Origin of the sequence: Enterobacter sp. JBIWA003 (genome assembly GCF_019968825.1) — a bacterium.
Taxonomy (GTDB): domain Bacteria; phylum Pseudomonadota; class Gammaproteobacteria; order Enterobacterales; family Enterobacteriaceae; genus Enterobacter; species Enterobacter quasiroggenkampii.
On record NZ_CP074170.1, the window covers coordinates 425367 to 451092 of the forward strand.

Annotated in this window: 27 protein-coding genes; 5 read left to right on the plus strand and 22 right to left on the minus strand. The window is 59.2% G+C overall.

Annotated features, from left to right (window positions below; genetic code table 11):
- Positions 1 to 63: 63 nt before the first annotated feature.
- Complete coding sequence (gene gltP / locus KGP25_RS02025; RefSeq protein WP_069719694.1) at positions 64 to 1377, plus strand: glutamate/aspartate:proton symporter GltP; 1314 nt, start codon at positions 64 to 66, stop codon at positions 1375 to 1377.
- Between the two features lie 80 nt (positions 1378 to 1457).
- Here the strand turns inward: gltP and KGP25_RS02030 are convergent, their stop codons facing one another.
- The 3 genes from KGP25_RS02030 to fdhF all read right to left on the minus strand — a co-directional run bounded on the left by KGP25_RS02030 (position 1458) and on the right by fdhF (position 4876).
- Positions 1458 to 2132, minus strand: a complete 675-nt coding sequence (locus KGP25_RS02030; protein WP_023618154.1) for a tetratricopeptide repeat protein — start codon at positions 2130 to 2132, stop codon at positions 1458 to 1460.
- Positions 2133 to 2253: 121 nt separating this feature from the next.
- Positions 2254 to 2406, minus strand: coding sequence for a Hok/Gef family protein (locus tag KGP25_RS02035; RefSeq protein ID WP_008500037.1), 153 nt, complete (start codon positions 2404 to 2406; stop codon positions 2254 to 2256).
- 322 nt (positions 2407 to 2728) lie between these two features.
- A complete protein-coding gene (fdhF, locus tag KGP25_RS02040; RefSeq protein ID WP_082087749.1) occupies positions 2729 to 4876 on the minus strand; it encodes a formate dehydrogenase subunit alpha in 2148 nt (715 codons plus the stop codon).
- Between the two features lie 256 nt (positions 4877 to 5132).
- Between fdhF and KGP25_RS02045 the strand changes: the two genes are divergently transcribed.
- The gene (locus tag KGP25_RS02045; RefSeq protein WP_223539887.1) at positions 5133 to 5864 is read left to right on the plus strand and encodes a response regulator transcription factor; all 732 of its coding nucleotides are present in this window, start codon (positions 5133 to 5135) and stop codon (positions 5862 to 5864) included.
- A 3-nt stretch (positions 5865 to 5867) separates the two neighbouring features.
- Here KGP25_RS02045 and lpxO read toward each other — a convergent pair whose 3' ends face one another.
- The 7 genes from lpxO to KGP25_RS02080 form a co-directional block, all read right to left on the minus strand.
- A complete protein-coding gene (gene lpxO / locus KGP25_RS02050) occupies positions 5868 to 6776 on the minus strand; it encodes a lipid A hydroxylase LpxO (RefSeq protein WP_223539888.1) in 909 nt (302 codons plus the stop codon).
- 143 nt (positions 6777 to 6919) lie between these two features.
- Positions 6920 to 7924 carry a carbohydrate kinase family protein gene (locus tag KGP25_RS02055; protein WP_063622854.1) on the minus strand — a complete coding sequence of 335 codons (1005 nt, stop codon included), beginning with the start codon at positions 7922 to 7924 and terminating at the stop codon, positions 6920 to 6922.
- Positions 7924 to 8784, minus strand: coding sequence for a ketose 1,6-bisphosphate aldolase (locus KGP25_RS02060; protein ID WP_063622853.1), 861 nt, complete (start codon positions 8782 to 8784; stop codon positions 7924 to 7926). Before KGP25_RS02060 ends, KGP25_RS02055 begins: the two co-directional genes overlap by 1 nt.
- 10 nt (positions 8785 to 8794) lie before the next feature.
- Positions 8795 to 9481 (minus strand): D-lyxose/D-mannose family sugar isomerase, encoded by a 687-nt coding sequence (locus tag KGP25_RS02065; RefSeq protein ID WP_045909188.1) that lies wholly within the window; start codon positions 9479 to 9481, stop codon positions 8795 to 8797.
- 49 nt (positions 9482 to 9530) lie between these two features.
- Entirely contained in the window at positions 9531 to 10472 is a 942-nt protein-coding gene (locus tag KGP25_RS02070) for an ABC transporter substrate-binding protein (RefSeq protein ID WP_021242935.1), read from the minus strand.
- A gap of 30 nt (positions 10473 to 10502) precedes the next feature.
- Positions 10503 to 11498: a ribose ABC transporter permease gene (locus KGP25_RS02075; protein ID WP_048030254.1), complete on the minus strand. Its 996-nt coding sequence runs from the start codon at positions 11496 to 11498 to the stop codon at positions 10503 to 10505.
- The gene (locus tag KGP25_RS02080) at positions 11495 to 13015 is read right to left on the minus strand and encodes a sugar ABC transporter ATP-binding protein (RefSeq protein WP_039266969.1); all 1521 of its coding nucleotides are present in this window, start codon (positions 13013 to 13015) and stop codon (positions 11495 to 11497) included. The genes KGP25_RS02075 and KGP25_RS02080 overlap by 4 nt, the downstream gene beginning before the upstream one ends.
- A gap of 211 nt (positions 13016 to 13226) precedes the next feature.
- Between KGP25_RS02080 and KGP25_RS02085 the strand changes: the two genes are divergently transcribed.
- The 3 genes from KGP25_RS02085 (at position 13227) to yjdP (ending at position 16653) form a co-directional block, all read left to right on the plus strand.
- Complete coding sequence (locus KGP25_RS02085) at positions 13227 to 15506, plus strand: hybrid sensor histidine kinase/response regulator (protein ID WP_223539889.1); 2280 nt, start codon at positions 13227 to 13229, stop codon at positions 15504 to 15506.
- Between the two features lie 121 nt (positions 15507 to 15627).
- Positions 15628 to 16254, plus strand: coding sequence for a GNAT family N-acetyltransferase (locus KGP25_RS02090; RefSeq protein ID WP_008500049.1), 627 nt, complete (start codon positions 15628 to 15630; stop codon positions 16252 to 16254).
- A gap of 75 nt (positions 16255 to 16329) precedes the next feature.
- A complete protein-coding gene (gene yjdP, locus KGP25_RS02095) occupies positions 16330 to 16653 on the plus strand; it encodes a DDRRRQL repeat protein YjdP (RefSeq protein ID WP_033144428.1) in 324 nt (107 codons plus the stop codon).
- A gap of 82 nt (positions 16654 to 16735) precedes the next feature.
- Here the strand turns inward: yjdP and phnP are convergent, their stop codons facing one another.
- The 12 genes from phnP to phnE all read right to left on the minus strand — a co-directional run bounded on the left by phnP (position 16736) and on the right by phnE (position 25663).
- Entirely contained in the window at positions 16736 to 17494 is a 759-nt protein-coding gene (gene phnP, locus KGP25_RS02100) for a phosphonate metabolism protein PhnP (protein ID WP_048226477.1), read from the minus strand.
- A 9-nt stretch (positions 17495 to 17503) separates the two neighbouring features.
- On the minus strand, positions 17504 to 17938 hold the full coding sequence (gene phnO, locus KGP25_RS02105; RefSeq protein WP_045909193.1) for an aminoalkylphosphonate N-acetyltransferase: 435 nt from the start codon (positions 17936 to 17938) through the stop codon (positions 17504 to 17506).
- Positions 17931 to 18482: a ribose 1,5-bisphosphokinase gene (gene phnN, locus KGP25_RS02110; RefSeq protein ID WP_086374964.1), complete on the minus strand. Its 552-nt coding sequence runs from the start codon at positions 18480 to 18482 to the stop codon at positions 17931 to 17933. The genes phnO and phnN overlap by 8 nt, the downstream gene beginning before the upstream one ends.
- Entirely contained in the window at positions 18479 to 19615 is a 1137-nt protein-coding gene (gene phnM / locus KGP25_RS02115) for an alpha-D-ribose 1-methylphosphonate 5-triphosphate diphosphatase (RefSeq protein WP_223539890.1), read from the minus strand. The genes phnN and phnM overlap by 4 nt, the downstream gene beginning before the upstream one ends.
- Positions 19612 to 20292 (minus strand): phosphonate C-P lyase system protein PhnL, encoded by a 681-nt coding sequence (gene phnL, locus KGP25_RS02120; RefSeq protein ID WP_048226483.1) that lies wholly within the window; start codon positions 20290 to 20292, stop codon positions 19612 to 19614. Before phnL ends, phnM begins: the two co-directional genes overlap by 4 nt.
- A 157-nt stretch (positions 20293 to 20449) precedes the next feature.
- Positions 20450 to 21205, minus strand: a complete 756-nt coding sequence (gene phnK, locus KGP25_RS02125) for a phosphonate C-P lyase system protein PhnK (RefSeq protein WP_045909197.1) — start codon at positions 21203 to 21205, stop codon at positions 20450 to 20452.
- The gene (gene phnJ, locus KGP25_RS02130) at positions 21202 to 22047 is read right to left on the minus strand and encodes an alpha-D-ribose 1-methylphosphonate 5-phosphate C-P-lyase PhnJ (protein ID WP_223539891.1); all 846 of its coding nucleotides are present in this window, start codon (positions 22045 to 22047) and stop codon (positions 21202 to 21204) included. Before phnJ ends, phnK begins: the two co-directional genes overlap by 4 nt.
- Positions 22040 to 23104, minus strand: coding sequence for a carbon-phosphorus lyase complex subunit PhnI (locus KGP25_RS02135; protein ID WP_223539892.1), 1065 nt, complete (start codon positions 23102 to 23104; stop codon positions 22040 to 22042). Before KGP25_RS02135 ends, phnJ begins: the two co-directional genes overlap by 8 nt.
- Positions 23104 to 23688, minus strand: coding sequence for a phosphonate C-P lyase system protein PhnH (gene phnH / locus KGP25_RS02140; protein ID WP_023345283.1), 585 nt, complete (start codon positions 23686 to 23688; stop codon positions 23104 to 23106). Before phnH ends, KGP25_RS02135 begins: the two co-directional genes overlap by 1 nt.
- Positions 23685 to 24137, minus strand: coding sequence for a phosphonate C-P lyase system protein PhnG (gene phnG, locus KGP25_RS02145; protein ID WP_045909201.1), 453 nt, complete (start codon positions 24135 to 24137; stop codon positions 23685 to 23687). The genes phnH and phnG overlap by 4 nt, the downstream gene beginning before the upstream one ends.
- The gene (gene phnF / locus KGP25_RS02150; RefSeq protein ID WP_223539893.1) at positions 24138 to 24863 is read right to left on the minus strand and encodes a phosphonate metabolism transcriptional regulator PhnF; all 726 of its coding nucleotides are present in this window, start codon (positions 24861 to 24863) and stop codon (positions 24138 to 24140) included. It abuts the gene before it with no gap.
- A gap of 20 nt (positions 24864 to 24883) precedes the next feature.
- Positions 24884 to 25663 (minus strand): phosphonate ABC transporter, permease protein PhnE, encoded by a 780-nt coding sequence (gene phnE, locus KGP25_RS02155; RefSeq protein WP_048226491.1) that lies wholly within the window; start codon positions 25661 to 25663, stop codon positions 24884 to 24886.
- Positions 25664 to 25726 lie beyond the last annotated feature (63 nt).

Here is a 25726-nt window from a genome sequence, read left to right on the forward strand (position 1 = left end):
AGTATGTCCCCCTATTCATGCAGTTTGAGTGAATAAGGCGCTTCATTGAGGAAGTCAGTTTCTATGAAAAACGTTAAAGTCAGCCTGGCCTGGCAGATCTTAATTGCCCTTGTGCTGGGCATCTTGCTGGGCAGTTACCTCCACTATCACAGCGACAGCCGCGACTGGCTGATTGCGAACCTGCTTTCACCGGCAGGGGATATCTTTATTCATCTGATCAAGATGATTGTGGTACCGATTGTGATCTCGACGCTGGTGGTAGGTATTGCGGGCGTCGGCGATGCGAAGCAGTTAGGTCGTATTGGTGCGAAAACCATTATCTATTTCGAAGTGATCACTACGGTTGCGATCATTCTCGGTATTACCCTGGCGAACGTGTTCCAGCCGGGTTCCGGGATTGATATGTCGCAGCTGGCTACGGTGGATATTTCGAAATACCAAAGTACAACCGCTGACGTGCAGAGCCATGCGCACGGCCTGATGGGCACTATCCTTTCTCTGGTACCGACCAACATCGTGGCATCGATGGCGAAGGGCGAGATGTTGCCTATTATCTTCTTCTCGGTCCTGTTTGGTCTGGGGCTCTCCTCTCTGCCCGCGACGCACCGCGAACCGCTGGTGACCGTGTTCCGCTCTATCTCCGAGACCATGTTTAAAGTGACCCACATGGTGATGCGTTACGCGCCGGTAGGGGTGTTCGCGCTTATCGCCGTCACCGTGGCGAACTTCGGTTTTGCCTCCCTCTGGCCGCTGGCGAAGCTGGTGATTCTGGTGCACTTCGCGATCCTGTTCTTTGCGCTGGTGGTGCTGGGCATCGTGGCGCGTCTGTGCGGGCTGAGCATCTGGATCCTGATCCGTATCCTGAAAGATGAGCTGATTCTGGCCTACTCCACGGCAAGCTCTGAGAGCGTGCTGCCGCGTATTATTGAGAAGATGGAAGCCTACGGCGCGCCAGCGTCGATCACCAGCTTCGTGGTGCCGACCGGTTACTCCTTTAACCTGGATGGTTCCACGCTGTACCAGAGTATCGCCGCTATCTTTATTGCCCAGCTGTACGGCATTGATCTGTCGCTGTGGCAGGAGATCGTCCTGGTGCTGACGCTGATGGTGACCTCTAAAGGTATCGCAGGCGTACCGGGCGTTTCGTTCGTGGTGCTGCTGGCGACGCTGGGCAGCGTCGGTATTCCGCTGGAAGGTCTGGCCTTTATCGCCGGCGTGGACCGTATCCTCGACATGGCGCGTACGGCGCTGAACGTGGTGGGTAATGCCCTGGCGGTGCTGGTTATCGCCAAGTGGGAGCACAAATTCGATCGTAAAAAGGCGCTGGCGTATGAACGCGAAGTGCTGGGTCGTTTTGATAAGACGGCTGACCAGTAACATCCTAAGCCCGGTGGCGCTGCGCTTACCGGGCCTACGGGTCTTGTAGGCCGGGTAAGGCGAAACCGCCACCCGGCACTTTATTCTCCGCTCAACGCATCAAACTCTTCACACCCCGTATCAAACCCTTCAGTACAGCTCAGGTTCAACCAGTACAGTGCTTTCTGCTTATTTGGCGTGATAAAACCTTTCTCACCCTGTCTGAACAACATCCCAGCCCAGTACTCGGCGTAGCCGGTACGCGAAAGGGCTGAACTCCGCTTGAACCACGAGGCGGCCTGCACGTCATCCTGCGCCACCTCTACGCCGTTGGCATAAATCAACCCCAGCAGCAGCTGTGCATCGACCGCAGAGTCACTGTCGATATCTTCGGTTGCCGTTTGCAGCAGCCTGATAGCCTGCGGATAGTCCGTTTTCCCCGCCTGAGTATTCACCAGAATGCGCGCCAGCATGATCGCACCGCGTTTGCTGCCAGCAATGTTTGCCTGTTGGGCGAGGGCTTTGGCCTGTGCGTAATCGCCCTGTGTAAAGAGGATTTGCGAGAGCAAACCCATGGCGTCGACATCGCCGCCTTTCGCGGCTTTCTCGGCCCACAGCGCGGCCTGCTTGCTGTCGCCGGAGCTGAAGTACGTATCGGCAAGATAATACTGGGCACGCGCATCACCGGCTTCCGCCTGTTTCCGATACTGGCTGCCTATCTCATCCGCGCGGGCGAAGGACGTTAAAAACACTAACAACAGAAAAATGGCTTTCATGGATTCTTATCATCTGGGTACACGCCGCGCAGTATAATCGCGGGCGCAAAAGAAAAAAATGGGTGCATTAAGACCTCAGCATCCTACAAGCCGGGCGGAACCGTTGTTCCGCCCGTAGAGGTTAGCCTGGGTTGCAGGCTAATTTAGCCGCCACCTCCTGATGTTCACTCTTTATTGAAAACTCGCAGAGCCTGCCGCGAGTAATAAAGGTAAAGATCACTATCGTCAGGCAAACAATAAAGACGATGCCTAACGCAGTTTTTAATGGCGTCATGCCTTTTACTCCTTGTCAAAAAAAGAATAAGAGGCTACTCTCAACCTGTTGGGAGTTGAGGGAGTAGCCTCGGGTAAATGAAAATTTCCCGGGGCTTTCTACTTTCTGTCCCTCAACAATGCTCAAGACAGAAAGTCTTAAGCACCCGCCGCATATCTTATCTCTCTGAATTAAAATGCAAAGATGTAATTTCTTTTCGCGAAAATTACATTATTTCTGCGAGCCGCTTTCCAGAATAATAATTTCTATTTCTTATGAATTAATCGGAAATAAAAAGGGAGTGAATATATCACTCCCTTTATTCATCGATGAATTAACGGCTTCAACCCATTGCGCTTTCGCGCAGTCGGGCTTTTAGCTTGTTATATTCGTCGATCACGTACTGTTCCGCCGCGTGCTGATCCGCAATCGGCTCAACGTTGACGGCGCAGTATTTATACTCCGGCGTTTTGGTTATCGGGCTTAAGTTCTCCGTTACCAGCTCGTTGCAGGCACCAATCCACCACTGATAGGTCATATAGACCGCCCCTTTGTTTGGACGATCGCTGACCTGCGCACGGGTGATGATCCGCCCTTTGCGCGAATTCACCCACACCAGCGCCTCGTCCTCAATACCAAGGCGTTCCGCATCGGCGGTGTTGATTTGCGCATAGCCGGGCTCGTCCGCCAGCGCGGCCAGCGCGGCGCAGTTGCCGGTCATCGAACGACAGGAGTAGTGGCCCACTTCACGTACGGTGGAGAGCACCATCGGATACTCATCGGTGAGTTTATCAATGGGCGCGACCCAGTCGCAGGTGAAGAATTGCGCCAGCCCGTTCGGGGTGTCGAACTTCTCCTTAAAGAGATAGGACGTGCCTTGATCGGCCTCCGACTCATCCCGGCACGGCCACTGGATGTATCCCAGCTCACCCATTTTTTCATAGGTGGCGCCGTAGAAGTCCGGACACAGGCTGCGCAACTCGTCCCAGATCTCCTGGGTGTTGTTGTAGTGCATCGGGTAGCCCATACGGGTGGCGATTTCGCTGATAATCTGCCAGTCCGTTTTCAGATCCCACTTCGGCTCGACCGCCTTGAAGAAGCGCTGGAAGCCGCGGTCGGCCGCCGTGTAGACGCCTTCATGCTCGCCCCAGGAGGTCGACGGTAAAATGACATCCGCCGCCGCCGCGGTTTTGGTCATGAAGATATCCTGGACAATCACCAGCTCCAGATCCTCAAACCCTTTACGCACTGCAGAGAGCTCGGCGTCGGTCTGAAGCGGATCTTCACCCATGATGTAGGCCGCACGCACTTCGCCATGCGCCGCGCGGTGCGGCAGCTCGCTGATGCGGTACCCGGTGTGTTCCGGCAGGCTTTCCACACCCCAGGCCTTCGCGAATTTGGCGCGGTTCTCCGGGAATTTCACGTACTGGTAGCCAGGATAAGTATCCGGCAGCGCGCCCATATCGCAGGCGCCCTGCACGTTATTCTGACCACGCACCGGGTTCACGCCAACGTGGGCTTTACCCAGATTACCGGTCAGCATCGCGAGGCTGGTCAGCGAGCGCACGGTCTCCACGCCCTGGTAGAACTGGGTCACGCCCATGCCCCAGAGGATGGCGGCGGTTTTCGCTCCGGCATACATCCTGGCCGCCTGACGGATCGCCTGCGCGCTGACGCCGGTTATCGCTTCAACCGACTCTGGCGTGTAGCCTTCGACTATTTTCTTATACTCTTCAAAGCCCTCCGTACGGGTCGCGACAAACGCCTGGTCGTACAGGTTCTCCTCAATGATGACGTGTCCCATTGCATTCAACAGCGCGATGTTCGAGCCGTTTTTCAATGCAATGTGCATATCCGCAATGCGCGCGGTTTCAATTTTGCGCGGATCGCAGACGATGATTTTCGCCCCATTCTGTTTAGCGCGAATAACGTGGTTCGCGACGATAGGGTGAGAATCCGCCGGGTTATAACCAAAGATGAAGACGAGATCGGTATTATCTATCTCGTTGATGGCATTACTCATTGCGCCGTTACCGACCGACTGGTGCAGACCTGCAACCGATGGGCCGTGTCAGACGCGAGCGCAGCAGTCGACGTTATTAGTACCAATAACGGCGCGCGCGAATTTTTGCATCACATAGTTGGTTTCATTTCCCGTCCCGCGGGAAGAGCCGGTGGTCTGGATGGCATCCGGGCCATACTTGGCCTTGATGGCGCTCAGGCGCGTGGCGACGTAATCCAGCGCCTCGTTCCAGGAGACGGCTTCCAGCTTGCCGCCGCGCTCGCGGCGGATCATAGGGGTTTTCAGGCGCGGGGTAAGGATTTGGGTATCGTTAATAAAATCCCAGCCGTAGTAACCTTTCAGGCACAGCGTGCCCTGGTTGGTTTTCCCCTGTGCGGCCTCCGCCCGGACGATTTTGCCGTTATCGACCACCAGGTGGATCTTGCAACCTGAGGCACAATAAGGGCAAACCGTGACGACTTTTTTCATCAGTCTGCTCCAGTTAATCGAATCGTTCGCACCCACTATGCAGCTTCTATGCCATGTTTTTTGTATGGGTATCCCCTGACTTTACGGCCCATTCGGGGTGAAAACCCTGACAAAAAGCAGCCAATCGTCAAAATTGACGTGTCGACAGGGCGGCGGATGTGACATGGGTTGAATTTCCGTCACTGAAAAAACCTTTTGACTGGAGCCGACGGCAGAATAGTTCAGACTTAACATAATCCCCTGACGGAAGCATACGATGAAACCGGCGATTCTGGTGGTTGATGACGATACGGCAGTCTGCGAACTGCTTCAGGACGTGCTGAGCGAGCACGTCTTTAGCGTGCTTGTCTGCCATAACGGCCAGGATGCGCTGCGCCGGGTACAACAGGAGACAAATATCGCGCTTGTGCTGCTGGATATGATGCTGCCGGATATCAACGGCCTGCAGGTTCTGCTGCAGTTGCAAAAGCAGCGTCCGGCGCTACCGGTTGTGATGTTAACCGGCCTGGGCAGCGAGTCAGACGTGGTGGTGGGGCTGGAGATGGGGGCCGACGATTATATTGGCAAACCGTTCAACCCGCGCGTGGTGGTTGCCCGCGTGAAAGCGGTGCTGCGCCGTACGGGCGTGCTGGCGGCGGAAGCTCCCGCAGCGCCCGTCGCGGGCATTGCGTTTAACGGATGGACGCTTGATACCACCCGCTGCGAGCTGAGCGATCCGCAGCGTAATCCTGTGCCCTTAACCCAGGGCGAGTACGGCCTGCTGCTGGCGCTCACGCAAAATGCCCGTCGGGTGCTGAGCCGTGACAGGCTGCTCGAGCTGACCCACAGCGAAAGCGCCGACGTGTTCGATCGCACGATTGACGTGCTGATCATGCGCCTGCGCCGGAAAATAGAGGCTAACCCGCATCAGCCTGCGCTCATCAAAACGATCCGCGGGCTGGGTTACGTGTTTGCCACCGATGTGAGCCGGCCCGAACAGGCGGCATAAGGCTTACGTTATCGCCGGAACAATGATGGCGGCAAAGATTGCAGCGATGCACAGATACTTGAGGGCGTAATAGGCCTTACGGTTTCTTTTTTTCAGACGCTGCCCCCGCTCGCGACCTGCATGAACGTATTTAAAAATGCGGTTAATGCCGCCAGTGCTGTCATTCTCGTCATTCGGTGAGCTGGCTGCAGACATTAGCGTGGTTCCCACCCAATGGTTAACCGCTTGCGCCCAGCGCCATTTCATCGGACGCTCAATATCGCAGAAGAGAATAATGCGCGTTTGATCCGTTTTATTCTCTGCCCAGTGGACGTAGGTCTCATCAAAAATAACGGCTTCACCATCCCGCCAGCTGTGGCGCTGCCTGTCGACTTCAATAAAGCAGCGATCGTCATTCGGTGTGAATAAGCCCAGATGGTAACGAACCGAGCCCGCGTACGGGTCCCGGTGCTTGCCAAGCTTCGCCCCCGCCGGCAGCTCGGCAAACATGGCCGCCTTCACCAAAGGGATTTCACTTACCAGCCGGGTCGTCACCGGGCATAAAGACTGCGCGGAGGGATGGGCATCGGCATACCACTTCAGATAAAAACGTTTCCAGCCGCGTTTAAAAAAGGTGTTAAAGCCAGCGTCGTTATTATTTTCCGCCGCCTTAATATGATGCTGCAAACGCAGGGCCTCTTCGCGAATAACCAGCCAGTTTTCCGTCAGCTTATTTAATTCCGGGAAGCGTTCTGTTTCAAAGAAAGGCTGCCTGGCGGGCAGGGAAGAAAACGCTGTCATAAACATATTGATGGGCGCCATGAACGTCGAATGGTCGAAGAGCTGACGAGAAAGCGTCTGTTTTTCTTTGCCGCGTGAATGCGCATAAATAACGCTGATAATGAAAATACCGATGATGATGGCTGCGAACATTTTTCCCTTGTCCTCTTTCTATCTCATTTCGGAAAAGTGTGCGGACAGTGTACTGCCCACGCCGAATATGCCAGATGGAGAGAGTGTAGTTCGGGGATGTAAAATTCATAGAACTGTAATGAAATATCGCAATTATTGTTAAATTACACGCTCTCGCGAATAAACGCCTGCAGCTCGGCCAGCGTTTTTGCACCGTCAATCGCATTGGCGGCCAGTAGGCTTGCCCGCGCGCAGGCGTGCGCCAGATAAATACTCTCTGTCAGCGGCAGCGATTCATGGCAGCCGTATAAAAAGCCCGCGCAAAAGGCATCGCCCGCGCCGACGCTGCCGATAATCTCTTCCTGCTCCAGCATCCATGACGGGATCCAGCGACCCTCTTCACCGCGGGCTTCTCCCCATGCGCCTTCCGGGCAGTGGATCACCACCCGCTGGCGTACGCCTGCCGCCAGCAGCTGCGCCGCGGCATCGGCGATATGGGCAATGTGCGGGGCGTCGTTTTCATCACGCATTGTCAGGCCGCTAAACTCACCGGCCTCCAGCTCGTTAATGACCAGATAGTCGAGATGGCGCAGGGCAGGGAGCACCAGCGGCTGATAGCGTGGGTCACCCTTGCGGGAAACCAGGTCGAGCGAGGTTTCATACCCCTGTTCACGCATTTGTGCCAGCAGCCGCGCGCTGCGGGTGCCGAACTCGTCATCGGGCATATCCAGGCTGTCGAGCAGCAGGAGATAGCCGAGATGGAAGATCTTCATCGATCCGTCTAAGCGATCGAAAGCGGGAAGATCCAGCAGGCGGTTGGCCCCCGGAGAGTGGAAAAAGGTGCGCTGTCCGCTGGGATCGGTCATCACCTGCGACATGGAGGTTGGCGCAAAGGTGGTGCGCTGTACGCGCTGGCGGTTGACGTGGTACTGGTCGAGCATCGCCAGAATGTAGTCCCCGTCGCTGTCTTCCCCGATCAGCCCCACCGCCTGCAGCGGCAGCCCAACGTGCATTTTCGCCAGCGTCAGCAGGACGTTGAGCGGCGCGCCACCGGTTGAGCGTTCGCTGTGGGTGATTTCCGCCAGCCAGCCGCGCTCCGGCCACTGCACGATCTGGTGGACGTGGTCCACCAGCATATTGCCTGCGGCGATGATGCCTTTGCGTTCCATTATGCCTGCCCCGCGCTGCCAAAGATGCGCATCTGTTCGGCGACCGTATCCGTAATTGCCTCTTCTATGCCCAGCAGCAGCTCGGCAAACTCGTCGTAGAGCGGCTGGCGTTTTGCCATACGCTGCTCCACGGCGGCGAGCGCGGCCTGCGACATCCCGGTATAGAAATTGATTTTATGAATGCCCAGCTCGATGGCGCGGCGGAAGTCGGCATCGCTAATCCCGGAGCCGCCGTGTAATACCAGCGGCAGTCCCGTCTGTTGACGAATGGCGTCCAGGCGAGGGAAATCGAGCTTCGGCTCGCCCCTGTATTTGCCGTGCGCGTTACCGATAGCCACCGCCAGCGCGTCGATGCCGGTTGAATCGACAAATTCGCGCGCCAGCTGTGGGTCGGTGAAGAAGGCTTCATCCGCATGTCCGTAAAGCGCGCCGCCTTCATCGCCCCCGACCGCGCCCAGCTCCGCCTCCACCGAGACGCCCACCGCATGGCACATCTTCACCACTTCCCGCGTCTGGCGGATGTTTTCCTCATAGCTCAGCGTAGAGCCGTCGAACATCACCGAGCTGAACCCTAAGCGCAGGGCGCGCACCACCGCCTCGAAATGCAGGCCGTGGTCGAGATTGAGCACCACGGGAATGTCGTGACGGGCGGCTTCGAACTTCACCGCTTCGACAAGGGAATCCAGCGACACGTACTTAAAGTGCACTTCGGCGATGTTGATGATAAACGGCGAGCGCTCCTGCTTTGCGGCGGCGAACAGCGCGCGCAGGAAGTGGGAATCGAGCACGTTAAACGCGCCCAGCGCATAGCGGTGTTGTCTGGCGTGGGCAAGACCGTCGGCAAGAGAAATCAATGGCATCATTCACCCCTTATATCCGAAACAGGTTGTACTCGTTGCACAGCACCAGCAGCGCCGGCTCGTCTTCTTCGATGTTGTTATAGCGGGCAACGGGCTGCAAAAAGTGGTTGTCGTGTTCATCGTCATTGACCGAGGACACTTCCCCGACCAGCACGTCGCCGAAGCCGCGTTCGCCCCAGAAACTGTGGTAAAGACCGGGCGTCAGGCAGATGCTTTCCCCTGGCGTGAGGCGCAGCTGGCTGCCGGGGGCGTGGGTTTGACGGCAGCCGTCGACGGTGACCGTCACGTCGGTGTTTTCCGTCTCTTCATGCGCCCCGGCATTCCATAATTCCACGATCAGATTCCCGCCGCCCCGGTTGATGATGTCTTCCCGTTTACGCCAGTGAAAATGCATCGGCGTGACCTGGCCGTCCCGCACGTGCATGATTTTTTCGGCATAGTTTTTTTCATACGGCACGCCGTTGGGCGAGCCGTTGCGCAGGGTAAACAGCGTCAGGCCCTCAGCGGCAAAGTTGTTGCCGCCGAATGCCGTCACGTCCCAGCCGAGCCTGAGGTCGAACACTTCCTGCCATGCAGCCTGGTCAAGCTGCTGCCATTTCGTTGGCGGAAAGCTGGCAAAAGGCGGGAGATGAACGTCGTGCATGGAGAAAAACTGCCGCGTGTGGCCGAGGATTTCGTTAATGTCGGAGCGTTTCATGGGGACTCCTTGAAAACAGTTCCCTCTCCCTGCGGGAGAGGGAAAAGGATCATTTAACCGTCCACCCCTTATACGTGCCGACGTTCTTTTTATCGATCATCGTCACCGGGATCAGCACGGGCGCTTTCGGTGCAGGTTTGCCCTGGAGAATGTCATAGCCGATCTCCACCGCTTTTGCCGCCATGACCTGCGGATCCTGCGCCGGGGTCGCCACAAACAGCGAGTTTTCACGCTTCAGCGCTTCCTCACCGTCCGGCGATCCATCCACGCCAACGATAAAGAACTCATTGCGCTGCGCCTGTTTCGCGGCCAGATCGGCGCCGATCGCGGTCGGATCGTTAATCGCAAACACGCCGTCGATCTTCGGATTGGCCGCCAGCAGGGAGGTCATGACTTCCAGACCGCCTTCACGACTGCCTTTGGCGTTCTGGTTATCCGAGAGCACCTTGATATCCGGATGTTTTTTGAACTCCGTCTGGCAACCTTCCACGCGGTTTTGCACCGCTGAGACCGGCGGTCCGTTGATGATCACCACGTTGCCTTTCCCTTTCAGGCGGTCGGTAATGTACTTACAGGCCATCTCACCCGCCTGGGTGTTATCGGAGGTGATGGTCGCATCAGCCCCTTCCGCCGCCACGTCAACCGCCACGACCACGATCCCGGCGTCCTTCGCGCGCTTCACCGCCGGGCCGATCCCTTTGGAGTCCGCGGCGTTGAGGATGATCATGTCCACTTTCGCGGCGATGAAGTTGTCGATCTGCGCCACCTGCTGGCCCAGATCGTAACCGCTGGAGACCAGCGTCACCTTGACGTTATCCCCCGCCAGCTTGCGCGCTTCCAGCTCGGCACCTTTGGTGATCTGCACGAAGAACGGGTTAGCCAGGTCACCCACCGTCACGCCAATGGACTTCAGATCTTTCGCCTGCGCAAACGGCGTTGCGGCAAGCAGCGCGCCAGCACAGAGCGCGGTTACTAACGGTTTCAAACGCATCTTGTCTTCCTCACTCGTAGGGTATTGTTGTTATGCACTTTGATGGTGTCGGGTACGGTATTTGTCGATCAGCACCGCAATGATGATCACCGCCCCTTTGATCACCAGCTGCCAGAAGTAGGAGACGCCCATCAGCGTCATGCCGTTGTTGAGGGTAGCGATGATCAATGCGCCGACCAGCGTGCCGGTGATCGTGCCGATCCCGCCGACAAAGCTGGTGCCGCCAAGGATCACCGCCGCAATCGCATCCAGCTCGTAACCTGTGCCGAGGTTACCGTTAGCGCTGTAGAGGCGTGAGGCGCTCATGACGCCGCCGAGGCCGGAGAGCAGGCCGCTCATGCCGTAGACAAACAGCAGCACCAGCCAGACCTTAATGCCCGTTAAGCGCGCCGCCTGCATGTTGCCGCCCACGGCGTAGATATGAACGCCAAGCGTGGTACGGCGCAGGATGAACCAGCACACCACGATGACCGCCAGGGCGATCACCACCAGCCAGGGAATAGGGCCGAGATAGTTATTGCCGATCCACTCGAAGTTGATGTTCGAGTTAATGACCGTCGTGCCGTCGGCCAGCAGGTACGCCGCGCCGCGCAGCGCCGTGTAGGTGCCGAGCGTGACGATAAAGGGCGGCAGCCCGGCAAAGGCCACCAGCGCGCCGTTAAACAGGCCCAGCACCATGCCGAGCATCAGCGCGGCGGGAATGGACAGCCCGGCGAATTCGGGAATGAGCGATACCACCATCGCGGCCACCGCCGTGGTGCCGAGAATCGACCCCACGGAGAGGTCAATCCCGCCGGTGAGGATAATGAAGGTCATTCCCGCCGCCAGCACGATGTTGATCGACGCCTGACGAGTAATGTTGAGCAGATTGCTCTCGGTAAAGAAGTTCGGAGCAATAAAGCCAAATACCGCCACAATCAGGATAAGAATTGGCAAAATACCGACCGTTTGCATCAGATCGCTCATCAGCATTTTTTTGGCGGAGGCGGATTTCGCCACCTGCTGCGGATGGGTTGGAGTTGTCATGATTGCACCGCCTGATGATGAGTGTCGTTCACGCCGGTTGCCAGCGTCATAATGTTTTCCTGAGAGATGTCACGCCCGTGAAGCTCGCCCGCGATGCTGCCTTCGCGCATCACGTACACCCGGTCGCTCATCCCCACCACTTCCGGCAGCTCGCTGGAGATCATCAAAATCGCCACCCCTTTGCGCGCCATCTGGTTCATGATGCGGTAGATCTCGCTTTTCGCCCCGACGTCCACGCCACGCGTGGGTTCGTCCAGAATCAGAATGCGTGGGCCAATCGCGACCCAGCGGGAGATGAGCAGCTTCTGCTGGTTGCCGCCCGACAGCCCGCCCGCGCGCACCTGTGCATGCGGCACGCGGATGTTAAGCAGGGCGATGGCGTCATCGGAGATGGCCTGCGCTTTTTTGCGGTTTAACATGCCGAAGGTGGCGTCGCGCTCCAGCGTCGCCATGGTGATGTTCTCCTGCGCCGCCAGCTCCAGAAACAGTCCCTGCTCCTTGCGGTTCTCGGTGAGAAAACCGATGCCGTTTTCGATGGCCGCACGCGGAGAATGGATCACCACCGGCTCGCCGTCGACCTCAATCATGCCGCCCGTGGCTTTGCGCACGCCGAAGATAAGCTGTGCCAGCTCGGAACGTCCGGCCCCGACCAGCCCCGCCAGCCCGACGATTTCGCCGGAACGCACCTGCAGGCTGCAGGGTTGTACTTTTTTACCGTCGGTGAGGTGATGCACGTTGAGGCGCGGGCTGCCGAGGGGGATATCACGCTCCTTGTTGAACAGGTCGCTTAACGGTCGTCCCACCATCATGCGCACCAGCTCGGAGGCGTTGAGCTTGTCGCGCGTCAGGCTGCCGACGTACTGCCCGTCGCGCAGAACGCTGACGCGGTCAGAGAGTTCATACACTTCCGCCATGCGGTGGCTGATATAGATGATCGCCATCCCTTCATCGCGCAGGCGTAAAATCAGTTCAAACAGGCGATGCGTTTCCCGCGAGGAGAGAGCGGCGGTGGGTTCATCCATCACCAGAATGCGGCTATTGCGGTGCAGCGCGCGGGCAATTTCTACCTGCTGCTGTTCGGCGATGGTGAGCTTCATCACCAGATCGGTGGCGCTGAACTGTGCGCCGAGGCGGTCAATCACCGCCTGCGCCTGGGCAGCCATCTCTTTGCGCTGCACCATCCCGCCGCGCGACAGTTCGCTGCCGAGGAAGATATTTTCGGCTACGGTCAGATTGGGCGCGAGCTGCATCTCCTGATAAATCAGGGTGATGCCCGCGGCCAGCGCATCCTTCGGTCCTTTAATGTGAAACGGCTGACCGTCAATCAGGATCTCGCCGTGGGTGGCGGTATAGGCCCCCGCGAGGATTTTCATCAGCGTGCTTTTTCCCGCGCCGTTTTCACCCATCAGCGCGTGGATCTCACCGGGAAAAACCGTCAAATCCACACCCTTGAGCGCGTGGAAACTGCCAAACGTTTTGGCAATGTTGCGCATCTCTAATACCGGGGTTCTGCTCATGGCGGATCTCCTGTGAATGCCGATTTCTGCACTTCATCACAGGTGCGTAAATGCAAAATGTCAGAAGCTGTTCATATTTGTCATAGTTATGAATATTTTTACCCTCACCCCAGCCCTCTCCCTGAAAGGGAGAGGGAGCAAATCATCCCCTCGCCCCTTTGGGGAGAGGGTTAGGGTGAGGGGACATCAAACCACACAGGAACCCAACTTCATGCCATCACACCGCCCCCCGTTCTTCGCCAGCGCCCGCGGTCGCCTGCTGATTTTCAATCTGCTGGTGGTCGCCGTGACGCTGATGGTGAGCGGTGTGGCGGTGCTCGGCTTCCGTCACGCCAGTCAAATCCAGGAGCAGGTGCAGCAGCAAACGCTGGACGATATGACCGGCAGCATGAACCTGGCCCGCGATACCGCCAACGTGGCGACGGCGGCGGTGCGGCTCTCGCAGGTGGTGGGGGCGCTCGAGTACAAAGGGGAAGCCGAGCGCCTCAAGCAGACGCAAATGGCCCTGCGCCATTCACTGGAGCAGCTTGCGGAGGCGCCGCTGGCGCAGCAGGAGCCAGCCCTGGTGGCGCGTATTATTCAACGAAGCAATGAGCTACAGCAGAGCGTGACGGAGATGCTGGAGCGCGGACAGCGACGCCATCTGGAGCGTAACGCGCTGCTGAGCTCGCTATACCAAAGCCAGAGTTACCTGCGTCATCTGCAGGACATCAACCGCCGTTATGACAGTAACGTACCGGGTGCGCAGCAGCTGATGGAGATGGACCGGCTGATCGCCGCCGCCATCGATACCCCTTCGCCGCGCGCGACCATCCAGCAACTGGACGCGGTGGCCGCAACGTTGCCCCGGCGTGCCGCACAGCCGGTCGTAAATACGGTTCTGCCTGATTTTAATGCCGAGCTAGGTCAGCTCGCCCCGCTGTCGAAGCAGCTGGAGGAGAGCGATCTGGCGATAAGCTGGTATATGTTCCACATCAAGGCGCTGGTGGCGATCCTCAACAGCGACATCAATCAGTACGTTGAGCAGGTGGCGCAGGCCTCCCGGCTTCGCACCGCCCAGAGCCATCACGAACTGCAATCCATCAGCGTATTTATCACCATTTTCGCCGTGCTGGCACTGATCATCACCGGGTGTGCCTGCTGGTATATCTACCGCAATCTGGCCTCCAACCTGACGGCCATTTCCCGGGCGATGTCGCGTCTTGCTCATGGTGAACAGGATGTGTCCGTCCCCGCGCTGCAGCGGCGCGATGAGCTGGGTGAACTGGCGCGCGCGTTTAACGTTTTTGCACGCAATACCGCCTCGCTTGAGCACACCACGCGCCTGTTGAAAGAAAAAACCACGCAGATGGAGATCGACCGCATTGAGCGTCAAGGGCTGGAAGAGGCGCTGCTGCACAGCCAGAAAATGAAGGCCGTTGGGCAGCTGACGGGCGGGCTGGCGCATGATTTTAATAACCTGCTGGCGGTGATCATCGGCAGTCTTGAGCTCACCGACCCCGAATCAAAAGATGCGCCGCGCATCAGCCGGGCGCTGAAGGCGGCCGAGCGTGGCGCCTTACTGACCCAGCGCCTGCTGGCGTTTTCCCGCAAGCAATCCCTGACGCCGCATGCGGTAGAGATGCTGCCGCTGCTGGAGAACCTCCGGGAACTGCTGCGTCACTCCTTGCCCGCCACCCTGACCCTGGAAATCGAAGCGCAATCCCCGGCATGGCCCGCATGGATCGACGTCAGCCAGCTGGAAAACGCCATCATTAATCTGGTGATGAACGCGCGTGATGCGATGGAAGGGCAAAGCGGGGTGATTAAAATTCGCACCTGGAATCAGCGCGTTACCCGCAGCGACGGACGCAGGCAGGATATGGTGGCGCTGGAAGTCATTGACCGCGGCAGCGGCATGTCGCAGGAGGTCAAATCCCGGGTCTTTGAACCGTTCTTCACCACCAAACAGACCGGGAGCGGGAGCGGGTTAGGCCTGTCGATGGTGTACGGCTTTGTGCGCCAGTCCGGTGGTCGCGTGGAGATTGAAAGCGCGCCGGGACAGGGAACGACCGTGCGGCTTCACCTCCCGCGCTCGACGCAGCCCGCCGCTGCAGTTGATGAAGCGCTGTCAGCCACCGCCTCCGTCGAGAGTGAGCGCCTGGTGCTGGTGCTGGAGGATGAAGCGGATGTCCGTCAGACCCTGTGCGAGCAGTTGCACCAGCTTGGCTATCTGACGCTCGAAGCGGACAACGGCGAGCAGGCGCTCAGCATGCTGGCGGCGTCGCCGGATATTGGCATGTTTATCAGCGACCTGATGTTACCCGGAAGCCTGAGCGGGGCCGAGGTGATTAGCCATGTGCGCAGTCATTATCCGCAGCTTCCGGTGCTGCTGATCAGCGGCCAGGATTTACGGCCCTCACATAATCCTCAGCTGCCGGACGTTCCGTTACTGCGTAAGCCGTTCACGCGGGCACAGCTGGCGCAGGCTCTGCGGAAAATATGTTTTTAAATGCCCCTGTTTAGGATTTCATCAAGAGCATCGTTGACGACGGTGATGTTAATCTGCGCAAAATTTAGCAGATTGGGATATAAAAGGAATTATGCCGGTACTCACAAAGGGGGACTCACAAATGATCGTGATGCCTACAACATACAGCCCGAGCACAATTGCCAGGTCGTTTAAACTCGTTGATGAGTTTGAGCTTTCCGGGCGAGTGCTACATGTTATTTTTGATAGCCAGACGCCAAGAGCTGCGATTATTGAAGCGGATATCGAAACCTTCGATGGGGTGCCCCGGCATCGGGTTGTTGCTGCCCTGGATTTACAACGTAAAACGCATTTGGGTGAAGATATCATTGCCGTCGAGCGCTGTTGGGAAGATGCCAATGTTATTCAGGTAGAAGGTATCTGTGTTGATCCCGCCGAGCGTGACAAGGGACTGGCAACTCGCCTGTATGAAGCCCTGGTATTACAGTGTGGCGTGACACTTGTCAGCGACTTTGAACAATATGAGGGTGGGAAGATGCTCTGGCAGAAAATTGCCCGCGAGTCTGACCAAATCGCTGTATTTGTTCTCGATACCGAGCAGGGCGCATTTTGGCCGTATGATGGCAGCAAGGTTATCTATGACGGAGGGTGTATCCCCGAAGATCGTATCTGGAGCCATTCGCCGGATCAAAAATGCTACGGCATCGTCCTGGTCGCAGAAAATAAACAGCGTGCGAATCAACTGATGGAAGTCCCAGGACACAACTGAATTTGAGATTCCTCCGCTACCCCCGTTTCCTGCTGTTCATTATCGTAAGGCCAGTTCACCTGCGAGTCTGGCCTTATGAAACGTTACTCAACTGCTCTGTTATTTGGTCTGCTGTCTCTCACCAGCCAACTGGCTCATGCCGACATTGTTGATGATGCTATTGGCAACATTCAGCAGGCGATCAACGATGCCTACAACCCCAGCAGCAGCCGCAGCAATGACGACGACGATCGTTATGACCGCAGCCGTCAAATCGACAGTCGACAGTACGACGATCGTCGTCGGCAGCTCGAAGACAGACGCCGCCGTTTAGACGAGCGCCAGCGCCAGCTGGATGACGACAGGCGTCGGTTAGAAGAGGATGAGCGCAGGTTAGAAGACGATTACGATCGAGGCTAAAGCCTGGTGGCGCTTCGCTGACGCAGGCCTGCAAAAACCTGGACCGTAGGCCGGGTAAGGCGCAGCCGCCACCCGGCAAAACTCAGTCCAGTACCAGCACCATCCCGTCATACCCCGCTTCAATGCCGTCGGGCAGTGGGTTATCCATCATCCACACGTCAAACTGATGGCTGATATGCGTCAGGATCACCTGCGGGCAGCCAATCACCTCGTTTAGCGCAATCACGGTATTTAAGTCGCAATGGTTTCGCGGCGTTTCGTCGCGCGGTGCATGGCTGCAGTCGATAATCATCGCCTGCGGCTGATTGTTGAGCAGGAACTTCACCGTTTTTTCCGGCAGTCCGGCGGTGTCGGACAGCCAGGCCACGCGGCTGTGGGCCGACTCCAGCAAATACCCGAAGGTCAGTTTCGAATGGTTGAGCGGCAGCGGCGTGACCCGCATACCCTGAAGCTCAAACATAACAAAGGGGTCGACCGTGTGGCTGAAATCCAGAATCCCCGGATGTTTAAACAGGTCGTCGCATCCTGCTTCATCCGGCGGACCGTAAACGGGGATCGTCGCGCCCACGCCCCAGCGCAGGGGGAAGAGTCCCTGGACGTGATCCATATGGTAATGGGTCAGCAAAAATTGCTGAAAGCTGCCTGCGGCCCAGTCGTCCATCAGGTGCGGAATACCGGCATCCAGCAGGGTGACAGCATCGTTGAATTTCACTACCGCGCTGCACGGGCGACGGCGATAGTTATCCTGCAGGCGCGCCCGGCGACACGCCGCGCAGTCGCAGCCAAAGACCGGCACCAACTGGGCGCCACCGGTTCCCGTCAACGTGATGGTCAGACTCATAGCGCACCTCTACAGCGGTTTGGTGAATCGGAAATGGCTCTGCGTATATCCTTCACGAACGTAAAAACGATGGGCGTCCACGCGCTTCACGCTGGTGGAGAGTTCGGTCAGCTCCGCGCCGGCCTCTCGTGCTACCCCTTCCGCCCAGGCCAGCAGCTGGCTGCCCACCTTTAATCCGCGCGCCTGCGGCATCACCACCAGCTCCTGGATCTCGCCGATCCAGCGCGCGTGATGGAGATGAAACTGCAGGTGCAGGCCGATCATGCCGATCACCTGCCCGTCCAGTTCGGCAAGCTGATAGCGCATATTGCGATCCTGCAAATTGGCAAGATAGCCCGCGTGAAACGCCTGGCGATCGAACTCGGCCTGCTTTAACTCGCAGATTAACGCGTAAACGATTTGCGCATCGTCGGCGGTGGCGGGACGAAGCGTGCAGTCAGGCATGCTGTTTCTCCTTCTGACGGATAAGCGATAAAAAGATCTCGACTGACTGTAGCAAACTTCCGTCGTTATTGAGGACGTGGCAGTCGGACGGGGTATAGCGGGCCGCACGCTCCAGCCGCTGGTCGATCTCACGGGCGGATTCACGCCCCCGGCTCTGCAACCGGCTGCGCAGGACGTCCGGTGAAACCTGCAGGCAGACCGGCAGCAGGGCCGCTCCATAGCGGGCGCGCGCTTGCGAAAGATGCGCCCGTGAACCGTTGACCAGAACGTCGAACCCCGCATGCAGCCACAGATCGGTCTCGATACCGATCCCGTAGTAATAGCCGTTGGCGTGCCAGCTCAGCGCCAGCAGATTTTGCCCGGCACGGGTGAAAAACTCCTGCTCGCTCAGGGCGATATGGTTTTCACTCCCCGCATTCGCCGCCCGGGTAATGTACCGGTGCGCTACCAGCAGTTGCGGATGCTCCTGCTGCCGTAAGGCGGACAGCAGGCTGTCCTTACCGGAGCCGGACGGCCCCATTAACCAGATAAGTCTTCCCATCAGAACACCCTCTTTCCCTGACGCCAGACGTGGTCGATATGGATGTGCTCGCCCCTGCGGTGGGCCAGCACCAGATCTGCCCGCTTGCCTTCGGCTATCTCGCCGCGATCCTGCAGGTTAAGCGCCGAGGCCGGGTTTTTCGTCACCAGGCGAATCGCCTGTGGTAGCGTAAAGCGGTTGCCCTCGTCGTCGGCCACCCGGAACGCCGCGTCGAGCAGGCTGGCGGGGTAGTAGTCGGACGAGAGGATATCCAGCAGGCCAAGGGAAGCGAGCTTGCTTGCCGCGACGTTGCCGGAGTGTGAGCCGCCGCGCACGATGTTCGGTGCGCCCATCAGCACGTTCATGCCGTGCTTGCGGGAGGCTTCAGCCGCCTCGAACGTGGTGGGAAATTCGGCGATCACGCTGCCAAGCTGGTGGGATTCAAGGACATGATCATGTGTGGCGTCGTCATGGCTGGCCAGCGCGATATTACGGTCCCGGCACATCGCCGCAATCCTGAGACGGTTAGGCTGGGACCACTGTGCCGCAAGCGCCAGCTGCTCTTCTTCGTAACGGGCCATCTCCGCGTCGCTGAGAGAATATTTGCCCTGATAGTATTCGCGATACTTTTCAATGTTGGCGAACTGACGCTGCCCCGGCGAGTGGTCCATCAGGGAGACCAACGAGACCGGCTCGCGGCCTACCAGCTTTTCAAACAGCGGCAGGGTGGTGTGGTGCGGCAGCTCGCAGCGCAGGTGCAGGCGGTGCTCGGCGCGGTTGAGGCCGCGTTTTTGCGTCTCCTCCACGGCGTTGATCATCTTCTCCAGGTTCTCCAGACGGTCGCCGCCGTCGCGCACGTCACCGATGGCCACCGCGTCCAGTACGGTGGTGATGCCGCTGGCGACCATCAGCGCGTCGTGGCTGCTCATCGCTGAATGCGCGGGCCAGTCCACCTTCGGCCGTGGCGTGAAGAACTTGTCCAGATTATCGGTATGCAGTTCGATCAGCCCCGGCAGCAGCCAGCCGCCGTCGCCGTCCATCGCTTCGGGTGAGCGGCTCTGGGTTTCGGCAAACGCGCGGATTGTTCCGTCCTGGATCTCAATCGAGCCGCCAACTACCTCATTGTCCAGTACCAGCTTGACGTTATTGATAATCATGCGGGAGTCCCCATTGGGTGCAGCCTGTCCGCGACGCGGGTGCGAACGCTCTCGTCGTGGAAGATCCCGACGATCGCTGCCCCGCGCGCTTTGGCCTGTTCGATCAGTTCCACCACGGCGGCGCTGTTTTTGCTGTCGAGCGAGGCGGTGGGTTCATCCAGAAGTAAAATCGGGTAGTCGACGATAAAGCCGCGGGCGATATTGACGCGCTGCTGCTCGCCGCCGGAAAAGGTCGACGGGGCAAGGTGCCACAGGCGCTCGGGCACGTTCAGGCGCGTCAGCAGGCTGGCGGCTTTGGCGGCGCAGGTTTCGCGCGGCACGCCGAGATCCAGCAGGGGCTGCATCACCACGTCGAGGGCGGAGATCCGCGGGATCACCCGCAGAAACTGGCTCACCCAGCCGATCGTGGTGCGGCGCACGTCCAGCACCTTCCGCGCGGGAGCCTGTACCAGGTCGACCCATTCATCGCCGTGGCGAATATGAATATGGCCTTCGTCGGGCAAATAGTTGGCGTAGAGGGAGCGCAGCAGGGTCGATTTTCCGCTGCCGGAGTGGCCGTGCAGCACCACGCATTCGCCGCGATTAACCTCCAGAGAGGCATTTTGCAGCACCGGCAGACGTACGCCGTTTTGCTGGTGGAGCACAAAGGTTTTACTTACGTTTTGTACGTGGATCATGTTGGCCTCGCGATTTGTTTTGCCGGGTGGCGGCTACGCCTTACCCGGCCTACAAGGTGCGGTGTTCGTGTTGCCGGGTGGCGGCTACGCCTTACCCGGCCTACAGGTGCGCTATTCGTAGGCCGGGTAAGCGCAGCGCCACCCGGCAGCAGCAACCTCAGTTCTGCAACACGGACGACACCAGCAGCTGGGTGTAGGGATGGTGGGGATCGTCGAGCACACGATCGGTTAACCCACTTTCCACCACCCGGCCCTGCTTCATCACCAGCAGGCGGTCCGCCAGCAGGCGCGCAACGCCCAGATCGTGGGTGACAATCACCACTGCCAGGTTCAGCTCTACCACCAGGCCGCGCAGCAGGTCGAGCAGGCGCGCCTGCACCGAGACGTCCAACCCGCCGGTGGGTTCATCCATAAACACCAGCTTCGGGTGCGTGACCAGGTTGCGGGCGATCTGCAGGCGCTGCTGCATACCGCCGGAAAAGGTGGTGGGCAGGTCGTCGATGCGCGAGGCGGGGATTTCCACTTCTTCCAGCCAGCGCTGCGCCGTAGCGCGGATATTGCCGTAGTGGCGCGCGCCGGTGGCCATCAGGCGTTCGCCGATGTTGCCCCCCGCAGAGACCTGACGGCGCAGGCCGTCCATCGGGTGCTGATGCACCACGCCCCACTCGGTGCGCAGCAGGCGGCGGCGTTCGGCCTCGCTCATGCCGTAGAGGGAGTGTCCCTGATAGAGTATCTCGCCGTGTTGCGGCGTCAGGCGCGCGGAGATGGACTTCAGCAGGGTGGTTTTGCCTGAGCCGGACTCGCCGACAATCCCCAGCACTTCGCCCGGCCACAGCTCGAACGACACGTCGCTAAAGCCTTTGCCCGGCGCATACAGGTGGGTCAGGTTGTTAACCGAAAGCAGCGGTTTCATTGGCCGTTCGCCTCGCTCTGTTGGCGGCAAAAATCGGTGTCGGAGCAGACAAACATTCGTTTGCCCGTGTCATCCAGCACCACTTCATCCAGATAGCTGTGTTTGGATCCGCAGATGGCGCACGGCTCGTCCCACTCCTGCACCGTAAACGGGTGATCGTCGAAATCCAGGCTTTCGACACGCGTGTAGGGCGGGACGGCGTAGATGCGTTTTTCACGTCCGGCACCGAACAGCTGCAGGGCGGGCATCATGTCCATCTTCGGGTTATCAAATTTCGGGATCGGCGACGGGTCCATGACGTAGCGCCCGTTGACCTTCACCGGGTAGGCGTAGGTAGTGGCGATATGGCCGAAGCGGGCGATATCCTCATACAGCTTCACCTGCATGACCCCGTACTCTTCCAGGGCGTGCATGGTGCGGGTTTCGGTTTCGCGTGGCTCGATAAAGCGCAGCGGCTCCGGGATCGGCACCTGGAAAATCAAAATCTGATCTTCCGTCAGCGGGGTTTCGGGGATGCGGTGGCGGGTCTGGATCAGCGTCGCGTCTTCGGTTTTTTCCGTGGTCGCGACGCCCGTTACCCGCTGAAAGAAGTTGCGGATCGATACGGCGTTGGTGGTGTCGTCCGCGCCCTGGTCGATCACTTTCAACACGTCTGCTTCACCGATCACGCTGGCGGTAATCTGGATACCGCCCGTCCCCCAGCCGTAGGGCATCGGCATTTCGCGGCCGCCGAACGGCACCTGATAGCCCGGAATTGCCACCGCTTTAAGTATCGCTCGGCGGATCATGCGTTTGGTTTGCTCATCCAGATAGGCAAAGTTGTAGCCGCTTAAGTTAGCCATGTTTGCGCTCCCGTTGCAGGCGTTTCAGCAGTTCCAGTTCGGCCTGGAAATCGACGTAGTGCGGCAGCTTGAGGTGTGAGACGAAGCCCGCGGCCTCGACGTTATCCGCGTGGGCCAGGACGAACTCTTCGTCCTGCGCCGGGCCCGCGATGTGTTCGCCGTAGTCCGGCGCCTGCAGGGCGCGGTCGACCAGCGCCATGGCCATCGCCTTGCGCTCGCCAAGGCCAAACACCAGCCCGTAGCCGCGGGTAAAGTGCGGGTCTTCATTTTCGGGCGCGACAAAACCGTTCACCATTTCGCATTCGGTCATCAGCAGTTCGCCGACGTTCACCGCAAAACCTAACTCTTCCGGTACGATTTCAACGTCGATGTAGCCGCTGCGAATTTCGGCGGCAAATGGATGGTTACGCCCGTAGCCGCGCTGGGTGGAGTAGGCCAGCGCCAGCAGATAGCCTTCGTCGCCGCGCATCAGCTGCTGCAGGCGGGACGAGCGTGAACACGGGTAGACCGGCGGCGTGCGGGTGATATCGTCCGGCTGCGCGCCGGAATCCGCTTCCGTTTTCGCCAGATCCTGTTTCGCCAGCAGGCTGAAGACGTGCGGGGACGGTTCCTGTTCGGCGTCAGAGGTGCTGAGCGGCGACGTCTTGCCGTTCGCCAGCAGGGTAAAATCCAGCAGGCGATGGGTGTAGTCACAGGTAGGGCCAAGCAGCTGGCCGCCGGGGATGTCTTTATAAACGGCAGAAATGCGGCGCTCCAGGCGCATCTCCGCCGTATTCACCGGCTCGCTGACCGCCAGTTTCGCCAACGTGGTGCGGTAGGCGCGCAGCAGGAAGATCGCTTCCACGTTATCACCGCTGGCCTGCTTCAGGGCCAGCGCTGCCAGTTCTCGGTCGGCGATGCCGCCCTCGGTCATTACCCGGTCTACGGCGAGGTTTAGCTGCTGCTCGATTTGGGCGACGCTCAGCTCGGGGAGCTGTTCATCGCCCCGTCGTCTGTGCGCCTGCAGCGCATGGGCGGCGGCGATGGCCTTCTCGCCCCCTTTAACGGCAACGTACATCAGCACACCTCCACGTGGGTGGTCCGCGGGATGGCCAGCAGGCGTTCGCCGCAGGTCAGGATCAGGTCAATGCCCAGTGGGAACGGGTGCGGGCGCTCGGTCAGCTCGTGAATGATGCACTCCGGCAGCTGCGGCGCGACCATGCGCTCGTCGGCGATGCCTGCGCCGGTCAGGCGCAGCATGCGGCCGCCGCTCAGGCTGGCGACCTGCAAAATCAGCGTGGCGCTGGTTTCCGGGGCGACGGCGGTGCCTTCGCTCAGGGCATTCAGCTGTTCATGGCTGATTTGTTCGTCGGCCACGGCAAAGATCGCCTGCCGGGGCTGATCGACCAGCGGAGCGCCGGTGTGAAAACGCAGGTTCTGGCTGGCGATGTCGTTCGACAGGGCGCCCGAGAGCCATACCGGGGTATCGTTGTCGGCCAGGGTCAGCAGTACGCTGGTGGTGGCCAGATTTAGCGGCAGCCAGCCCTGGGAGAGCTGGTGCAGCGAGACAATCACGCCCGGCTCGCTCATGGCCTTCAGCAGGCGACGAAAACTGTGTTGGGCATCCTGGACGGCCAGGGTAAAAGCAGGTTGAAGCGTCATGCGTTGTCTCCGCGAACGAGCGTAAAGAAGTCGACCCGGCTGGTATTCACTTCGGCCTGACGCGCGGCAAGACGAGCGGCGCGGTCGGCCTCCAGCGGGGAAATAAGGGTTTCCATCAGCGTCTGGAAATGCGGTGGTTCCTGTAAAAGCGCATCGATGACCGCGCAGCGCTCGGCGTGGGCTTTATCACGCCCCAGCACGTAGCTGTAGCCCAGCGTGCCGCTGTGCAGGCGGATCGCTGCGCGGGTGAGGGTGGCATCCCCGGCGAAAAAGCGCTCGCCGGTGCCGCCCATGCGCGCCTGGATCTGCACGAGGCCGATCTCCGGCGCGCGGAGGATGTCGTACCCGGGAGCCAGGCTAAGGGCGTTCATGCGGGCAGACAGCGCAGCAGGCTGGCTGTGGGCCAGCACGCGCATCCAGCGCTGTCGGGTGGCGGTGTCGAAGTGCATTCAGTGCTCCATGGTGAATTCGATCATGTCGGCGCGGGTCAGGCTGACGGAATATTCCGTCGCGTCGATCTCGCCGTCACGGTGGTTGAGGGTGCGCACGCAGAGCAGCGGGGCCATATTGGGGATTTCGAGCACTTTGCTCTCTTTCGCCTGCGCGCGGCGGGCGCTGATGCGCGTCTGGGTGCGTTTCAGCGCAATGCCTGTCGCATTCTGGAGAAAATCATGCAGCGAACCGCTGGAGAAATTCTGCAGCACTGGCCAGAGGGTAAGATCCGCTAAGTAGTGGTCTATCTGGCACACCGCAACGCCGTTGACCCGGCGCAGCGTGCGCAGGTGGATGACGTTGTCGCCCTCCTGAATACCCAGCGCGTCCGCCACATGGCTGGAGGCCGGGCGTAATACCGAGAGCAGATTTTCGCTGGTCGGGTGGCTGCCCTGATCCAGCAGGTTCTGGCTAAAGCGCGCCTGGGCGTTAAGCGGGTAGTCGAACGGGCGCATCAGCACCAGCACGCCCACGCCCTGACGGCGCTGTACCCAGCCGCGTTCGACCAGCTGGTCAATGGCGCGGCGCAGGGTGTGTCGGTTCACTTCATAGCGGTCGGCAAGCTGCTGCTCGGCAGGAAGGTAGTCTCCGCAGCGGTAGTGCGTGCGAAGCTCCACTTCGAGCTTCGCCGCAATCTCTTGCCAGCGGGTAGGGTAACTGGTCGGATGTCTGGATAAGTGCATAGAAAACAAAGCCTCGCTTCTCAGATGAAGTGCTTACGCAAACGTTGAGAGAGGAAATCCAGCAGGCTGACGGTGACGATGATGAGCACCATCAGGGCGCAGGTTTGCTGGAACTGGAAACCGCGAATCGCTTCCCACAGGGTGACGCCAATCCCGCCTGCGCCGACCATGCCGACGACGGTGGCGGAGCGGACGTTGGACTCAAAGCGGTACAGGGAGTAGGAGATCAGCAGCGGCATCACCTGTGGCAGAACGCCGTAGAGGATCTCTTCGATTTTGTTGGCGCCGGTCGCGCGAATGCCTTCCACCGGACCGGGCTCAATGGCTTCGACCGCCTCGGAGAGCAGCTTGGAGAGCACGCCGGTGGTGTGGATGAACAGCGCCATGACGCCCGCAAACGGACCCAGGCCGACGGCGACCACGAACAGCATCGCAAAGACCATTTCGTTGATCGCTCGACAGGCGTCCATCAGGCGGCGCATGGGCTGGTATACCCACCACGGCACGATGTTTTCGGCGCTCATCAGGCCAAACGGAACAGAGAGAATAACGGCCAGCGCGGTACCCCAGACGGCGATTTGCAGGGTGACCGCCATTTCGCTGAGGTAGTCCTGCCACTGGCTGAAGTCCGGCGGGAAGAAGTCGGCGGCGAAGGTCGCCATGTTGCCCGCGTCTTTGAAGAGCAGCAGCGGATCCATTTCCGCGCCCTTCCAGGAGATAACCAGCACCGCCAGCAGGATGGCCCAGCTTATGAGCGAGAACCAGCTGCGCTTTGGCGGTGGGAGGGTGATGGTTTGCATGTATTACTCCGCAGGTCTTTGTGTGCCGGATGGCGCTGCGCTTATCCGGCCTACGATCCAAAA

Bases quoted from the DNA above. Each gene is read 5' to 3' on its own strand.
- gltP (WP_069719694.1), top strand. From the start codon at position 64: ATGAAAAACGTTAAAGTCAGCCTGGCCTGGCAGATCTTAATTGCCCTT.
- KGP25_RS02030 (WP_023618154.1), bottom strand. From the start codon at position 2,132: ATGAAAGCCATTTTTCTGTTGTTAGTGTTTTTAACGTCCTTCGCCCGC.
- KGP25_RS02035 (WP_008500037.1), bottom strand. From the start codon at position 2,406: ATGACGCCATTAAAAACTGCGTTAGGCATCGTCTTTATTGTTTGCCTG.
- KGP25_RS02045 (WP_223539887.1), top strand. From the start codon at position 5,133: ATGAAACCGGCGATTCTGGTGGTTGATGACGATACGGCAGTCTGCGAA.
- lpxO (WP_223539888.1), bottom strand. From the start codon at position 6,776: ATGTTCGCAGCCATCATCATCGGTATTTTCATTATCAGCGTTATTTAT.
- KGP25_RS02055 (WP_063622854.1), bottom strand. From the start codon at position 7,924: ATGGAACGCAAAGGCATCATCGCCGCAGGCAATATGCTGGTGGACCAC.
- KGP25_RS02060 (WP_063622853.1), bottom strand. From the start codon at position 8,784: ATGCCATTGATTTCTCTTGCCGACGGTCTTGCCCACGCCAGACAACAC.
- KGP25_RS02065 (WP_045909188.1), bottom strand. From the start codon at position 9,481: ATGAAACGCTCCGACATTAACGAAATCCTCGGCCACACGCGGCAGTTT.
- KGP25_RS02070 (WP_021242935.1), bottom strand. From the start codon at position 10,472: ATGCGTTTGAAACCGTTAGTAACCGCGCTCTGTGCTGGCGCGCTGCTT.
- KGP25_RS02075 (WP_048030254.1), bottom strand. From the start codon at position 11,498: ATGACAACTCCAACCCATCCGCAGCAGGTGGCGAAATCCGCCTCCGCC.
- KGP25_RS02080 (WP_039266969.1), bottom strand. From the start codon at position 13,015: ATGAGCAGAACCCCGGTATTAGAGATGCGCAACATTGCCAAAACGTTT.
- KGP25_RS02085 (WP_223539889.1), top strand. From the start codon at position 13,227: ATGCCATCACACCGCCCCCCGTTCTTCGCCAGCGCCCGCGGTCGCCTG.
- KGP25_RS02090 (WP_008500049.1), top strand. From the start codon at position 15,628: ATGATCGTGATGCCTACAACATACAGCCCGAGCACAATTGCCAGGTCG.
- yjdP (WP_033144428.1), top strand. From the start codon at position 16,330: ATGAAACGTTACTCAACTGCTCTGTTATTTGGTCTGCTGTCTCTCACC.
- phnP (WP_048226477.1), bottom strand. From the start codon at position 17,494: ATGAGTCTGACCATCACGTTGACGGGAACCGGTGGCGCCCAGTTGGTG.
- phnO (WP_045909193.1), bottom strand. From the start codon at position 17,938: ATGCCTGACTGCACGCTTCGTCCCGCCACCGCCGACGATGCGCAAATC.
- phnM (WP_223539890.1), bottom strand. From the start codon at position 19,615: ATGATTATCAATAACGTCAAGCTGGTACTGGACAATGAGGTAGTTGGC.
- phnL (WP_048226483.1), bottom strand. From the start codon at position 20,292: ATGATCCACGTACAAAACGTAAGTAAAACCTTTGTGCTCCACCAGCAA.
- phnK (WP_045909197.1), bottom strand. From the start codon at position 21,205: ATGAAACCGCTGCTTTCGGTTAACAACCTGACCCACCTGTATGCGCCG.
- phnJ (WP_223539891.1), bottom strand. From the start codon at position 22,047: ATGGCTAACTTAAGCGGCTACAACTTTGCCTATCTGGATGAGCAAACC.
- KGP25_RS02135 (WP_223539892.1), bottom strand. From the start codon at position 23,104: ATGTACGTTGCCGTTAAAGGGGGCGAGAAGGCCATCGCCGCCGCCCAT.
- phnH (WP_023345283.1), bottom strand. From the start codon at position 23,688: ATGACGCTTCAACCTGCTTTTACCCTGGCCGTCCAGGATGCCCAACAC.
- phnG (WP_045909201.1), bottom strand. From the start codon at position 24,137: ATGCACTTCGACACCGCCACCCGACAGCGCTGGATGCGCGTGCTGGCC.
- phnF (WP_223539893.1), bottom strand. From the start codon at position 24,863: ATGCACTTATCCAGACATCCGACCAGTTACCCTACCCGCTGGCAAGAG.
- phnE (WP_048226491.1), bottom strand. From the start codon at position 25,663: ATGCAAACCATCACCCTCCCACCGCCAAAGCGCAGCTGGTTCTCGCTC.